The 14,715-nt window shown below is 56.4% G+C and carries 12 protein-coding genes; 6 read left to right on the plus strand and 6 right to left on the minus strand.

Features of this window, described 5'->3' with window-relative positions; translation table 11 throughout:
• Positions 1-143 precede the first annotated feature (143 nt).
• Together QIW53_RS08465 and QIW53_RS08470 are read right to left on the minus strand one after the other, a co-directional pair.
• On the minus strand, positions 144-644 hold the full coding sequence (locus QIW53_RS08465) for a DUF4411 family protein (RefSeq protein WP_371049192.1): 501 nt from the start codon (positions 642-644) through the stop codon (positions 144-146).
• Positions 641-1,777 carry an ImmA/IrrE family metallo-endopeptidase gene (locus QIW53_RS08470; protein WP_371049193.1) on the minus strand — a complete coding sequence of 379 codons (1,137 nt, stop codon included), beginning with the start codon at positions 1,775-1,777 and terminating at the stop codon, positions 641-643. Before QIW53_RS08470 ends, QIW53_RS08465 begins: the two co-directional genes overlap by 4 nt.
• A 312-nt stretch (positions 1,778-2,089) precedes the next feature.
• Here QIW53_RS08470 and QIW53_RS08475 point away from each other — a divergent pair, with 312 nt between their 5' ends.
• Positions 2,090-3,427 carry an MFS transporter gene (locus QIW53_RS08475; RefSeq protein WP_371049195.1) on the plus strand — a complete coding sequence of 446 codons (1,338 nt, stop codon included), beginning with the start codon at positions 2,090-2,092 and terminating at the stop codon, positions 3,425-3,427.
• Between the two features lie 30 nt (positions 3,428-3,457).
• On the opposite strand, the gene QIW53_RS08480 is transcribed toward QIW53_RS08475, so the two are convergent.
• On the minus strand, positions 3,458-4,492 hold the full coding sequence (locus QIW53_RS08480; RefSeq protein WP_371049196.1) for a LacI family DNA-binding transcriptional regulator: 1,035 nt from the start codon (positions 4,490-4,492) through the stop codon (positions 3,458-3,460).
• A 210-nt stretch (positions 4,493-4,702) separates the two neighbouring features.
• Here QIW53_RS08480 and QIW53_RS08485 point away from each other — a divergent pair, with 210 nt between their 5' ends.
• Positions 4,703-6,034, plus strand: coding sequence for an MFS transporter (locus QIW53_RS08485; protein ID WP_192302651.1), 1,332 nt, complete (start codon positions 4,703-4,705; stop codon positions 6,032-6,034).
• 13 nt (positions 6,035-6,047) lie between these two features.
• Positions 6,048-7,406, plus strand: a complete 1,359-nt coding sequence (locus tag QIW53_RS08490; protein ID WP_371049197.1) for an amidase — start codon at positions 6,048-6,050, stop codon at positions 7,404-7,406.
• A gap of 253 nt (positions 7,407-7,659) precedes the next feature.
• Here QIW53_RS08490 and QIW53_RS08495 read toward each other — a convergent pair whose 3' ends face one another.
• Both QIW53_RS08495 and QIW53_RS08500 read right to left on the minus strand, forming a co-directional pair.
• The gene (locus QIW53_RS08495; RefSeq protein ID WP_371049198.1) at positions 7,660-7,977 is read right to left on the minus strand and encodes a DUF3077 domain-containing protein; all 318 of its coding nucleotides are present in this window, start codon (positions 7,975-7,977) and stop codon (positions 7,660-7,662) included.
• A gap of 510 nt (positions 7,978-8,487) precedes the next feature.
• Complete coding sequence (locus QIW53_RS08500) at positions 8,488-8,817, minus strand: hypothetical protein (protein WP_371049199.1); 330 nt, start codon at positions 8,815-8,817, stop codon at positions 8,488-8,490.
• Positions 8,818-9,159: 342 nt separating this feature from the next.
• Here QIW53_RS08500 and QIW53_RS08505 point away from each other — a divergent pair, with 342 nt between their 5' ends.
• A complete protein-coding gene (locus QIW53_RS08505; protein ID WP_371049200.1) occupies positions 9,160-9,579 on the plus strand; it encodes a hypothetical protein in 420 nt (139 codons plus the stop codon).
• A 256-nt stretch (positions 9,580-9,835) separates the two neighbouring features.
• Here the strand turns inward: QIW53_RS08505 and QIW53_RS08510 are convergent, their stop codons facing one another.
• Positions 9,836-10,270, minus strand: a complete 435-nt coding sequence (locus tag QIW53_RS08510) for a hypothetical protein (RefSeq protein WP_232590702.1) — start codon at positions 10,268-10,270, stop codon at positions 9,836-9,838.
• 1,211 nt (positions 10,271-11,481) lie between these two features.
• On the opposite strand from QIW53_RS08510, the gene QIW53_RS08515 reads away from it, so the two are divergent.
• A complete protein-coding gene (locus QIW53_RS08515) occupies positions 11,482-12,969 on the plus strand; it encodes an ATP-dependent nuclease (RefSeq protein WP_371049201.1) in 1,488 nt (495 codons plus the stop codon).
• 66 nt (positions 12,970-13,035) lie between these two features.
• Entirely contained in the window at positions 13,036-14,457 is a 1,422-nt protein-coding gene (locus QIW53_RS08520; RefSeq protein WP_371049202.1) for an SEFIR domain-containing protein, read from the plus strand.
• Positions 14,458-14,715 lie beyond the last annotated feature (258 nt).

Below are 14,715 nucleotides of genomic sequence, written 5' to 3' on the forward strand. Positions count from 1 at the left end.
TTCTGTTACAACAAAACCCACGCCATCGGCGTATCCAACCCTAACCCTGTGGGAGCGGCCTGACCGCGATAGCGTCAGATCAATCACCGCAAATCCATCGCCCGAACCATTCAGCAGCGTCAGGCCGGTTGCATGAATCAACTTCAATCCTGAACCCCCAAAACGAACCTGGCCTTCAGCGTATCAAGCAAATCAAACGCACTGACGTACGGCACATTGAACTGCCGACAGATGTTGGGAATCTTGATTTTCTGACTGGTCGCAGGCACCAGTACTTCGTGGGTTACAACTGTCTGGCCCGTGACACTCGCCTTGGCAATCAACCAGGGGTCGGCTCCATCGAGAAATCGCGCTTTTTCGGTTCTTCTGGACAGTGGCAAGCTCATTACAAAACGGGTGATCTGTTCATAGGCATCCTGGGTGTTGGAGTCCTCGACAGGCAAAAAGTGATCTGGCCTTTCTTTCGCCCAACTGGACAGCTCATCGCCGAAGTCAATCAGCTCCCTGTAAACGAGGGACACGCTGGAAATTTTCCCGGCGTCAAAGGCGCTGTCCAGCCAGTCCCAAAAGCCGGGGCAGAAGCCCATTCGGTAGTGAGTATTTTTTGCCTGTATGTAGGAATTCGTGTCCAGCAGATAACTCAAAATCCAAGTTCCTTCTTAGAATATTCAGCCAATTTGTGCGGTTTCACGCCGATCAAGCGAGCCGCGTCCCGAAGAAGCATTCTTCCGCTTAATGCTTCACTCGCGACGGCAGCAGCAAAAGTCTTGCTGACCCGTGCCGTCTGCAACCTGTTGTAGGGCGGGGTTCCAAGCTTGCTGCGCGCACGGTGTTCGGCTGTTTTTTCGGCAATGAACGCGCCGTATTCGGACGCGGATATAAGGCTGAAGGTCAGGGCCCGCCTGGCAATCACCCAACCACTGACGTGGAACAGCGAAGTCAGTGGCGCAATATTCTCTTGCCAGCTCGCCTCTTCGTCCCAAAAGGAAAGGAATTCGCGCTCAGGCGCCAGCAGTTCCGCCGCGACGGCGTTGCAGAGCACTTCTTCATCTCGGTGGTTCGCCGGTTCGCCATCGGAAACGCCCGAGCAGCCGATCCAGACGTGAGCCAATTCGTGGGCCAACGTGAACAGCCGCGCTTCAGGGCAATCGGCCGTGTTGATGAAAATGACGGGCGCCAATGCGTCGCTCAGCGCAAAACCGCGAAATTCCTCGACGAGCAATGGCCGGCTCGTATTGTTATTGACGACACTGCTGCGCATGACCAGTACGCCGGCGGTCTCGATCCTGCTGATCAATGTTTTGAAGTAGGAGTCAAAATGCCCCCGAGCCGGTTTCGAAGACAGGCCCAAGGTGGACCGAATATCTGCCACGATGACGTCAACACTGTCGCTCACCGAAAATTTTCCGACGGCCAGGTTTTCGGTAATGCCTTGGCTGATCAGGTAATCGCGATACCACTCCTGTCTTTCCTGCGCCCAGTGAATGGTATCCAGGAGGGCGAGGCTGTACCCCGTCTCGCGGCGGCCATTGATCGTTCTGAGATCAGGCAGGGGGAGACTTTCCTCAGGCGGTTCGGCGAGATAAAGGTAACCAAAAGGGATATAGGTCTGCCGGGCGTAGTTCATCGCCTGAGTAAAGGAAGGTCTTTTTTCGCCTCGCTCCCAGGCCAGCAAACTGTCTTCCCGAGTACCGAGGCTTCTCGCCAGCGTGCTTGGGCTGATGGATGCGCGTTCACGCGCCCATCGCAGCACGTTCGGATTGATCAACGCTTCCATCGGTGATGCCGTTTGGGTGTCATAACCATTCCCGCCAATACGTCGACTCTGACCCCCTGAACGATAGCGGTATCTGACGAAGCGGGTGCGGCGAAGTCGTCAGAAATTCGTCTCAAAATGCTGCGCATTGAAAGCCCGATCGACTCCGGACTGACCCCTCAGCTTTAGCCCTCACCCCGCCCATGGCCCAAATCCTGCCTCTCCAACCCGCAACAGGTCGCTACTGACTACGCGGACGACATATCTGAGCCCAACCGCGCCAGTGGCTACCCCGATAATCGGACGTGAATGGACGAATTGGCGAGGTTCAGCATGACGAACGTAACGACAGAGCAGGTCAGCCCGCAGACGTTGAGAAGGGTGATAGTGGCCGCCGGGATCGGCAATTTCGTCGAATGGTTCGACTTCGCGGTCTACGGCTTTCTGGCCACGACCATCGCCCAGCAGTTTTTCCCCAGTGGCGACGCCAGTGCCGCCTTGCTCAAGACGTTCGCGGTGTTCGCCGTGGCGTTTGCATTCAGGCCCCTGGGCGGGCTGTTCTTCGGCATGTTGGGTGACAAGATCGGCCGCAAGCGCACCCTGGCGATGACGATTCTGTTGATGGCCGGCGCGACGACCTTGATCGGCCTGCTGCCGACCTACGCCGCGATTGGGGTCATGGCGCCGATCCTGCTGTCGCTGATCCGTTGCGCCCAGGGCTTTTCCGCCGGGGGCGAGTACGCGGGCGCCTGTGCCTACCTGATGGAGCACGCGCCGAGCGACAAGCGTGCCTGGTACGGCAGCTTCATTCCGGTGTCGACGTTTTCCGCCTTCGCCGCAGCGGCGGTGGTGGCTTATGCACTGGAGGCCTCGCTGTCGGCCGAAGCGATGGGCAGTTGGGGCTGGCGCCTGCCGTTCCTGATCGCCGCGCCGCTGGGGCTGGTGGGCCTTTACCTGCGCTGGAAGCTGGACGAGACGCCGGCCTTCCAGGCCGTGACCGAGGAACACGCCGTCGCGCATTCCCCGCTCAAGGAAACCCTGCGCAACCATGGTGCAGCCATCTGCTGCCTGGGCGCGTTCGTGTCACTCACGGCGCTGTCGTTCTACATGTTCACCACTTACTTCGCCACCTACCTGCAAGTCGCCGGCGGCCTGAGCCGCGCCACCGCGCTGCTGGTGTCGCTGATCGCCTTGCTGTTCGCGGCGATGATCTGCCCACTGGCCGGGCTGTATTCGGACTGGGTCGGCCGGCGCAAAACCGTGGCAACGGCCTGCATCCTGCTGATCGTGGTCGTTTATCCGGCGTTCCTGATGGCCAGTTCCGGCTCGTTCGCCGCCTCCATCGTCGGCGTGATGCTGCTGGCGATCGGCGCCGTGTTGTGCGGTGTGGTGACGGCCGCCTTGCTCTCGGAAACCTTTCCGACACGCACTCGCTACACCGCGTCGGCGATCACCTACAACATGGCCTACACGATCTTCGGCGGCACCGCGCCATTGGTCGCCACCTGGCTGATCACCACCACCGGCAGCAACCTGTCGCCGGCCTTCTATCTGATCGCGATTGCCTTGCTGGCGCTGGCGGGGGGATTGGCGCTGCCGGAAACCTCGCGCATTTCCCTGCATGACGTACCGAGTGATGAAAAGCGCGCAGCCATCAGCGCGACGGCGTAACACCATTCAACAAGGCGCACGGAGGCGCCTTCAGTCAGTGCAACGCCGCGAGGTGCTCGCCCGCACCTGCAACTGCGGGGCGAGGATGATCGACTCGGCGGGCTCGCCCTTGATGCGCTTGAGCAATAATTCCACGGCGTGCCGGCCCATCTCCGCCAACTGCAGGCGCACGCTGGTGAGCGGTACGGTCAGCTCGTTGGCCAGCGCAATGTCGTTGAAACCCACGACGGCAATGTCCTTGCCCGGCATCAGGCCCTTGTCGCGGGCAGCCCCCATCAGGCCGATGGCCAGGAAGTCGTTGACGGCAAAAAAAGCTTGCGGGCGCGGCTTGAGCCCCAGCAGATATTCGCCTTGTTGGTGCCCGGTCAGGCTGTCAAAAGCACCATTGACAGTCCACTGCGGGTTCAGTGTCAGGCCCTGCTCACGGTAGTACCGAATGAACCCGCGGGTACGATCGGCGCCGGTGGACGCATGGCGCTCGCCCGCCAGGATCGCCACATCGCGATAGCCCAGCTGGTGCAGGTGTTGCGCCGCTAACCAACCGCCCCGTTCGTCGTCGCTCGCCGCCGCCAGGTGACCGGCAATCTGCCGGCTGACCAGCACGTATGGAATGTGCTTGCGCATCAGCAAGTCCAGCAGCGGCTGGCTTTCTCCAAGGTGCGAGTCCGCCACGATCAGCCCGGCCACCGAACGGCGCAAGGCGTGCTCGGCGCGCGCTTGTTGGCGGGGTTGCTGGTCGTCGGTATTGGAGACGAAGGTGAGGTAGCCGGCCTGCTCGGCCGCGCTGTCGATGCTGTCATAAATGGTCGCCATCACCAGGTCGGTCAGGCGTGGCATGAGCACGCAGATTTCCTGGCTCTTGCGCAACTTCAAGTTGGAAGCCTGGGTGTTGGGCCGGTAATCCAGTGCCTCGGCCAGTGCGCGAATACGCGCCACCACCTCGGGCGACGCCGCACGCTCGACGCCGGTCGGGTCGCCGTTGAGCACGCGCGATACCGTAGAAACGTGCAACCCGAGTTCGGCCGCCATGGATTTCAGCGTGGCGGGGCGAGATTGATTCGGCATGTGTGCGGGGCTTCCAACCGTCTGTTGTCCAGCCCGGGATTCTAACCCAAGGGCTGCATCCTCCCGGAAAAATCCTTTACCCAAACGATTGACTAAACGTTTTGCTGAATCTACATTCGGCCAACCCAAACGTTTGGGTAACACAATAAAAATACGCCGGACGCGGCCGACTTTTTGACTTCTGCCCTCATTTTGAAGAGTCAGACACCTATGAAAAGCGCAGCTATTCCGTCTTTCCGCTACCAGATTTTCTTCCTGATCATGCTGATGGCGTTGCTCAATTACATCGATCGCGGGGCCATTTCCTACGCTTCGGCGAGCATTCTTCCGGAGTACGGTTTCGATAAAGCCGACTGGGGCAATGTCCTGGGGTACTTCGGCTACGGCTACATCCTGGGCGCGTTGATCGGCGGCATCCTGGCCGACCGTTTTGGCGCCAAGCGCATCTGGCTGATTGCCGGCGCCACCTGGTCGATTTTCGAGATTTGCACCGCGTTTGCCGGCGATCTCGGGCTGGCCTTCATGGGCGGCTCGGCCATGGCGGGGTTCGCCACCATCCGTGTGCTGTTCGGCTTCGCCGAAGGCCCGGCCTACTCGGTGATCAACAAGAGCGTGGCCAACTGGGCGACCCCCAGGGAGCGCGGTTTCGTGGTGTCGGTAGGCCTGCTCAGCACGCCGCTGGGTGCGTTGCTGACCGCGCCGATAGCGGTCGGCCTGCAAACCCTGACCGGTGACTGGCGCAGCATGTTCGTGGTGCTGGGCGTGGTCAGCCTCGCGCTGTTGATCTTCTTCATGACGCGCTTCACCAATACGCCCGACGAGAACCCGCGAGTGTCCCAGGCCGAACGTGACTATCTGCGTCAGGAGCGCGCTGCGGCGGGCAACGCCTCGGCACCGGCCGACGACGTGACGCCGGTATGGCATTTCTTCAGGAACAAGGACCTGCTGCTCAACGCGGTCGGTTACTTCTCGTTCGTGTACGTGACCTTCCTGCTGCTGACCTGGACCCCCAAATACCTGCAGGACCAGTTCCACTACAACCTGTCGTCCCTCTGGTACATGGGCATGATCCCCTGGACCGGCGCCTGTTTCACCGTGCTGCTGGGCGGCAAGATTTCCGACCTGTTGTTGCGCCGCACCGGTAACCTCAAGGTGGCACGCAGCTGGCTGGCCGCGACCTGCCTGTTGTTGACCACCCTGTGCTTCATCCTCGTGTCCCAGGCCCAGACCGTGTGGGGCGTGATCGCCCTGATGACCGTGGCCAACGCCCTCAACGCGCTGCCCAACTCGGTTTACTGGGCAGTGGTGATCGACACCGCACCGTCCAACCGGGTCGGCGCCTACAGCGGCATGACGCACTTCATCGCCAACACGGCCTCGTTCATCGCGCCCATGCTCACCGGCTACCTGACCTTGCACTACGGCTACTCGTCGATGTTCGTCGCCGCAGCGGTCGCCACGGCACTGGGCATGAGCGCGATGCTGATGGTGCGCCCGGGCGCCCGGCGGGTGGCCGCTTCCCCTCAACCTGCCGCTGTTTGATGGAGACGTTTCTATGAGCCTGGCCCAGCCTGTTCATGTTGGACCCTTTCATGGCCAGTCAGTCGTCGCACTGGCCGAGGCGTTACGTGCGGGCACCCTGACGAGCGTGCGAATGACCCAAACCGCCCTGGACAGCATCGAACGCCTGAACCCGATCCTGAACGCCTTCGTTCACGTCGATGCCGCCGTGTCGCTGGCCCAGGCGCACAAGGCCGACGAGCTGTTGGCGCAGGGCATCGACCTGGGCCCGCTGCATGGCATCCCGGTGGCGATCAAGGACAACATCGACACGTTCGACCACATCACCACCTATGGCTCGGCGCATTTTGCCGGCTTCAGGCCAAGCCGCGATGCACTGTGCGTGCAACGCCTGCGCGAAGCGGGCGCCGTGGTGCTGGGCAAAACCCTGACCCACGAATTCGCCTACGGCCCGACCGGTGATCGCTCGCTGCAAGGCGCGGCACGCAACCCGTGGGACGCCCGTTGCATCACCGGCGGCTCCAGCGCCGGCAGCGCGGCGGCGGTGGCCAGCGGCATGGTGCCATTGGCACTGGGCACCGACACGGGCGGGTCGATCCGCATTCCGGCGGCGTTGTGCGGCGCGGTCGGCTTCAAACCGTCGTTTGCCAGCGTGCCGCTGCAAGGGGTGTTCCCGCTGTCGGCGAGCCTCGATCATGTCGGGCCAATCGCCAACCACGTCGAGGATGCGCGCCTGCTGTTCGAAGTGCTGGCGGGCCGAGCGTGCAGGCAGTCGACCTCTGATCGACCGCTGCGGGTGGGCTGGATCACCACGGGCAGCTTCGGCCCGGTTGACCCGGCGCTGGATCGGCAGGTGAAGGAGGCGGCGCGGCAACTGTTTGGCGAGTCGCTGCAGCCAACCGCCGAACTCGAACCCCTGGCCGCCGACATGAAGGAAGCCTTGCTCGCGCTGCAACGCGCCGAGGCCTACAACGTCCACGCCAAGCGCATGCAGCAGGCGCCGCACTTATTCGACCCGGAAGTGCGCGAGCGCCTCGAGTTGTCGGCGGAAGTCAGAGGCTGGCAATACCTGCGCGCCCAAGCCAAACAGGCCGCGCTCAAGGCGAGCATGGCCCGACTGTTCGAGCACTACGACTTCCTGGTTTCGCCCAGCGTGCCGATCACCGCGACACCCGTCGATGCACGCCAAGTCCGTGTCACAGACCAGGCCATCGACGTACGCGCCGCCGTCCTCAGCTACACCAGCGCCTGGAACCTCACCGGTCTACCGGCGATCAGCCTGCCCGCAGGGCTGGTCAACGGCATGCCGGTCGGACTGCAAGTCATCGGTGCGGCGGGCGAGGATGATCGGTTGCTCCAGCTGATAGCCCAGCGATCCCCAAAACCCCGATAACCCCCGTTTGCGAATCCCCCAAACAGGGATTCGCCCCACCCGGCACCGCTGTGCTTTTCTGTGGGAGCGAGCCTGCTCCGGGCGGCGTTCCGACGATAATCGTCAACGATTACGCGGAAATCCAGACACCCCACAAACCCCTGTAGGAGCGAGCCCGCTCGCGAAGAACGTCAACGATAACGCTAAAAACCAGACACCCCACAACGCTATCCCCACCGCAACCAAACCCGCCCGCACAGCCCAGCGCCAGCCGTTACCCCTCAGCCTCCGTTTCAGCCGCGGCCCGCTTTGCCGCCGCCCCCCGATCCCACTCCAACACCTTCACCGCATCATCCACCAACGCCTTACTCAACGACGTCAAATAATGCGCAGCCCAAGCGTGATAATCCAAATCCCGCGCATAAGCCGCATCCTTGCTCAGCGCCTTGGCGAGAAACAGAAAATCAGACGCCATGCTCAACGCATCCACCAGCGGAACACCGCGCGTGACGTGGAACACCGGGTTATCGGAACCGGAGCAATAAATGGCCGGCGTCAGGCCAATGGTGGTGAGTTCGGGTTGATCGTTCATTGGACACCTCCGCAGGTGCGGGGGTGGTGGGGGAGGGTGTTGCGGGGTTGGGCGTGGCGTGGAAGAAACAGCCAAATTACAGACGGATTTGTTTTGGTCATGATCAACATCCTTGATTGGAGGAGCCGTCACGAGCCTTCTCACGGGCTTGGGTGACAGCCGTGCGCGGGGTGAGAAACCGGCAATCAAGGCAACCGGTAGACCCGAAGGTCTCCCACGCACAGCCGCCATAAAGCCTTATCGCAGACGAAAAAAAAACGCCACGACAGGTTTTGGGGCGCTTCGCGCCTTGATTGTTGCGGGCTCTCACACCCGGCCGCTGAATTGGCAGCGACAGTGGGAGGTTATCCTGCACACCCCTTTCCTGCAACCGTCAAAATAGCTCGGTAACCCACCGGCCATCCATCGCAGAAAACCCAAGGAAATCAAGAACCAACCGCGCTTCCGCATCAGGGCATGTGCCCATCTCGAAACGCATTGCAACACACAGTTATCAGGGCTCGGCCAACTTCATATGATCTCTTTGAGGTAAGTCTTCAACGCAATCAGCGGCTCACCCAAGTGCTCCATCGTCTGCCCATCGGCAAACTCCGACGCCAACTTCTGCAACTCCCGCCCCAACGGTTTATCCGCACCGCCAACCGCCTCCAGCGCCAACCCCAGGCACTCACCCACTTTCACCTGAATCCCCTCGACATCCCCGCGCCGCACCAACAACTCGAACACATCCCGCTGATAATCGCCCATCACCAGATCGTCACGCAGGATCGGACTCTGATCTTCCGACTCATACGCCAGTTTCAGGGAGAAGAGGGCAACGGTTTCCAGTTGCGATTCCATGAGGTGAATCCTTGTGAATGGGTCCAGCGGAAAAAGCGAGCCCGAAGTAAACGCGTGCGTGCCCTGTAAAGCGTGCCTGGCGCGGGATTCTACCGTTGGGATACAGCGAGGGCTACGTGGCTTGTTCCGTCTCGGCACTCACGTGGCTGACCCGATAGAAAACCACAAGGCCCACTGGCTGGATAACCCAACACTTCCGCCCCCCACGGCAACGGATTGCCCCTGCCGGCAACTTGCTTCCAGCCAAGCCCCCACACGATCGGCCCATGCCCAACAGAACGGGGCGACAAACGATTGGCCTGACTCTTGCTCGCACTCGCTGACCTACACAGGAGTGTCAACATGATCGGAAGCAACCTGCCGCCACTGCACTACGTCAATGAACTGAAAAAGTCCCTCGCGAATGGCACGGCCACAGCCGCCAGGTTCGAAGTCCCCAACGCGACACCGGAAGTCCAGGCAAAACTCGATCAGATCTTTCGCGAAACCGAGCGCGATGTGGAAAAGCTGAAAGCCAGCTACAGCGCCGATCCGCACTGGGCACCGTCCGAAGAGAAAAGCAACGCTGCCGAACTGCCCGAAGTGCAGAACCTCAGTCACAACGACGCTTCGGAAGCACTGAACGGCCTTCAGCAACGGATGGAAGTTGGACAACTGCAAGGGGGAAACATCGACACCACCCATAGCGGCCTCCCGGCAGATGGTGATGCGGTTTATCAGGAATGGTTGCTGGCTCGCGTGGGGCTTGGTGTCGAGGTGTAAGCCCTGGAAGGCGGGCTGTTTTTGTGTGGAAGAGGGCGGTTTGTATCATGATCGCCGGGCACAAAAAAACCGGCTCGATTGGCCGGTTTTTTATTACGAAAGTCGGTAGTAACTCTCGTTGGTGTTATGTGGTGCCCGAGGGAGACTGTAGGCATCCATATAATCCGTGGCTTGCAGCTAAGTTATGCCCCTAGGGATACAAGCAGGGATACAAATTCAGTTTTTCTGCCCTGATGATGCCCGATCAGCTCGGTGCTTACCAGCTGAGTTCAGCGACCAGGCCGCAGATGAGGCGATGATCGGTGACGTTGAAATAAGTCGGATCTTGTTCGTCTTGCTCTCCGATGAAAAATGCATAGGCGCGTTTTTTGGATTTGCTTTTTTTCTCCTTGATACCTTCCTCGCGCACGACCTCCATCTCATTCTGTACCTTCGTCCGTTTGTAACTGGACCATTGGGACCAACAGATGCGAAGCATGTATTTGCGCACTAGCTGTCGCTCGGAGTTCCATTCACCAGCAGAAAGCTGGATCACCAACGAATCATCTATTGCTTGAGCCTTTGCCCAGGCCAGCTCCGCATAGAAAACTTTTGAACGAGAAAATTGCTCGATGCCTGCGTTTGCAGCCCCCAATTTTTTAAAGGCAGTCAGATACGTCTTATCCTCGATCCCGGGAATGTCTAATGACATGTTTCTGTCGTAGGGGAAATTGATGAACGCACGACAAATCGGCCGGATCGTGTTGGACGGTCTTCGCCCGGCTGGCCTCGTCGCACCATCATCCGAATTGGTTCGGGTGGTGCTCTTGCTACCAGTCTGTGCAGGTGACTTCGGCAAGGTAGGGTCTACTGAAGTACGTTCGTCCTTAAGGATCAATCTCGAAGGGGACAAGCCTGGGCTCGTTTCCAATTCATTGCGAACGCTGCCTTTGCGGCCGCTTGCAACGGTTTTCCGTTCCCCATCTACGTCGCAACCCTCTACATGATCCGTTTTAGGGAATAGGCTGAAGTGCGGCCGCTTTAGATTAGTTTTGAGATACGACGCCGGGTAAACGGGCTTCTTGCACCCGCTACATTCATAGCCATCCCTGTCAACGTGTGGAAGCATCCATAAGTCTTCAGCCTCTACAATTTCCTTTGTGTTTCTATCCCGAGCTGATTCCATCCTGCCTCTCCAAAAATCGTAGTCTTTCCGTAACTTAACACGCTTCAGTCCTGTAAAAGCTGCCGGGGCCCCTGAGACTTTTGTCTTAAGACGGGGTCAGAAACCCGCGGGGTTTTGGCAGTGGGAGGTGCTCCAGCTTATTGAAATTTTAATGCTGAAATTGAAAGGATCTTGAAGAAAGCGGCATCGTCACCGCATCGGCAATGGTGACCTCAGATCGGTCGTTTCGTAGGGCAAATGCACAGGTGAACAGGCAGTTCACCGGGTTCACCTGTTCACTAAGCTGGGAGTTCTCCCGCTATCAAGATCCGGCGGGTTTCCGACCCCGTGCCTATCGAATTGTCTCAGGGGCCCCGTTGACTGCAGAATTCTTTTCGCGGATGGCATTCGATGCTACGGGGAGTGGGGTGAACAGCTATAAAATCGGTGTAACGCGTGTTACTGGTGTTGCGTGCACGCTTAACTTATTGAAATTAAAGAATAAAACTCACGTAACACTAGCACTCATGATGTGACGCAAGCGGTGTAACGGTACTGCATGGTGTAACGCAGTTCTCAACCTGTCTTCCAGGCTGGAGGCGACTAATGTCCGCTTCGAGTGAATTGTCTCCTAGTAATGGGGGGCAGCAATCGGCCAAGAGCGGACCTACGCTGGTAACCTCAAGAAGCTAACTGACGACTGGTAATATAGTGGCGTTTTGGCATAATCATCTGAAACCAGACAGTGAGGCTATACGATGGAACGTAGTGAAATTAGAGAGTCGAGAAAACTCGCCTTGCTCAAGAAAGTCCGTGATCACGACTACGGAAATTACTTGTATAAAGCAAGCATCCAGCGGATTAGAGGGTTTTCAGGTGAGGACATTATTTTTGAATTTCCTGTTACGGCACTGATTGGGCCTAACGGTAGTGGAAAGTCTTCCGTTTTAGGTGTCGCTGGTTGTGCGTATAAACCCATCAAGCCAGGATATTTTTTCCCTAAAAGCGCCGTTGGTGATGAGTCTATGTCTGGTTGGCGAGTCGAGTATGAACTCGTAGATAAAGCACTCAACCCCCGCCAACTTATCAAAAGAAACAGTAATTTCAGACAAGCGAAATGGGTTCGCGGGGAAGTAGCGGATCGAGTTGTTCTTTTCTTCGGAATTGAGCGCACCGTACCTGCGGGAGAAAAAAACCGATTCAAAAAGCTGACTAAGTCGTCCTATGTACATCAGGGTGCAATTTTGTCTCTTGACGCGGAAGTCGCGACTCAAGTTGAACACGTTCTTGGAAAAGCCGTAACTGAATTTCGTGTTACCGATGTGGGCCAAGACGAACTGTTTTTAATCGGAAAAAATGGCGACCAGCAGTACTCGGAGTTTCATTTTGGAGCTGGTGAGTCCTCCATCATTAGGATGATCCTTGAGATCGAGCAAGCTCCCCCAAACTCCCTCATCATCATTGAGGAAATTGAGAACGGTCTCCATCCAATCGCTACACGTCGCATGGTCGAATATCTTATTGATGTTGCTGAGCGGAAATCAGTACAAACAGTGTTCACAACGCACAGTGACTATGCTCTTGCCCCTTTGCCTAATGAGGCGATATGGGCGTGCATCTCAGGCAAGCTTAAGCAGGGAAAACTATCGGTTCAGGCTTTGAGAGCTGTATCAGGCCGCGTTGATAAAAAACTCGCCGTTTTTGTTGAGGACGATTTTGCTAAAAATTGGGTCGAGGCGATCCTTCGAGAAAAGCTTGGCGCTGAATTTGAGCAAGTGGAAATTCATGCGGTTGCTGGGGACGGTACAGCCGTCAGTACACATCGAAGCCATGTCCGTAACCCTGCAATTTCCTTTAAGTCACTTTGCATTATCGATGGCGACTCTGAGCAGCAAGGCGATGACGACCCCGAAAGTGGCATTATCCGGCTACCTGGCGATCAGCCTGAGATAAGTGTTTACGACAATATCTTATCCAACATCGAACAAGATATCGCGGTCCTCACAGTATCCTGCCAGCGCCCTCCGGAAGCGCAAGCAGAAGTCAGATCAGCCATGGAAGAGGTTGTGAGAACTAATAGAGATCCACACTTACTCTACGTTCAATTGGGACTGAAAATTGGTTTCGTATCTGAAGTGATTGTCCGAGGCGCGTTCTTTGCTCTATGGGTAAGAAATAATCCTGATTTTTGCAACGCGTTAGCGACACGAATCCATACCCTAATTCAAGAGCCGGAAGCGGCATAAAGTCTTGAATGCTCTGATTACAAACCCACACGCAATCCTGCTTATGTGCTCTTGAGAGGCCAGACATTGAAAGATCCGAAGGTTTTCATTTCCTATAGTTGGTCCAGTCCTTCCCACGAGCGTTGGGTTCTGGACCTTGCAGAAAACCTTATGGCATCAGGAATAGAAGTAAAGCTAGATAAGTGGGATTTGAGGCCTGGAGCGGATTCGGTAGCTTTCATGGAGTCGATGGTAACTGATAAGTCAATCGATAAAGTGCTGATAATTTCAGATAAAATCTATTCAGAGAAAGCCGATGAACGACGTGGCGGCGTGGGAACAGAGACGCAAATTATTTCCAAAAAGGTGTATGAGCAAGTAGATCAAGAGCGATTTATAGCAGTGATCGCAGAGAAAGATGAAGAAGGTAAAGCGTACACGCCTACCTTTTACCATTCTCGTCTGTATATTGATCTTAGCAATCCTGAATCTTATTCCGGAGGATTTGAAGAGCTGATACGATGCATCTATGGTCAGCCTCAATATCAAAAACCACAATTAGGAAAAAAGCCAGATTTCCTTAGTAAAGAAATAACAATTAACCTCGGCACTGCACCATTAGCTCGGCGAGCCATCACTTCCATTAAGGAAGGAAAGAATATTGCAGGTGCTGCGCTCGAAGAGTATCTTACAATTTTTGCGGAAAATTTGGAACGCATCCGAATTGTACCGAGCAATGATGTGCTATTTGATGATCAAGTGGTGACGAGCATTACAGAGTTCTCTACCTCTAGAAACGAGTTGCTTCAGGTGATTACAAGCGCAGCACGATATTTAGAGCAGCAAGAAACTGCGGAGCATCTTCACAAATTCTTAGAAAGTATTTTAAGATATCAAGAGGCACCAGCAAACCTAAATGGTTGGCGAGAAACAGACTTCGATAACTACAAATTTATAATTCATGAAATATTTTTATATACGATAACTATCTGCCTAAAATATAGCAAGCTGGTTATAGCAGCTCAGTTATTAGATAAATCTTACTATGTTGATTCGCGCCGCACCGCCCCCTACCTTTCTAATTACGAGTGCTTCTATAAAGATGCTGGTACGTTAAGCCAAAGAAATCAACGCCTTCAGCTGAATAGAACTTCCCTAAGCGCAGATCTAACGAATGAGCTCAGCAATACTAGCAGCGTAGATTTTTCGAGTCTGATGCAAACAGATTTCCTTTTATTCGTTCGGTGTGAAATTCATTCTGGCCGTTGGTGGCCTAAAACTCTAGTGTACTTGGGCCACTATCCAGGTGCTTTTGAAATATTTACCCGGTCCTCTTCAGCCCAATATTTTGAGAACCTGAAGCGAATTCTCAATGTGACTAGCAAGGGTGATCTTGAACAGTTTGCGGCAGACGCCACCCAGCGCGGAGGTCGTTACTACGGCTTCAGTCAATGGGGAGTCGACTGGAAGAGACTTATGAACCTCGATGATCTCGCCTGCTTGCCCTGACATCGGCTTCGACAATTAAACGCCTCACTTGCAGTAGGTATCTTGACAAACGAGGTCCGGCTTACTCTAACCCGCCTACTCGCCGAAACTTTCATTATTACGGTAAATGATCGCGGGTGCCGGGAGAGCGTGAGCTAATGCTTTCGGCCGGGTGCTGACGTTCAAGAACGGCAGTTATTTGCCGATAGCGGCCTGCCGTGAAGGGAAGAAATCGGCCAAGAGCGAACGATAACCCTTGTCCACTCTTAGCTCGCAGCA

Source organism: Pseudomonas fluorescens, from assembly GCF_041354075.1.
In the GTDB taxonomy this organism is placed as follows: Bacteria; Pseudomonadota; Gammaproteobacteria; order Pseudomonadales; family Pseudomonadaceae; genus Aquipseudomonas; species Aquipseudomonas fluorescens_CE.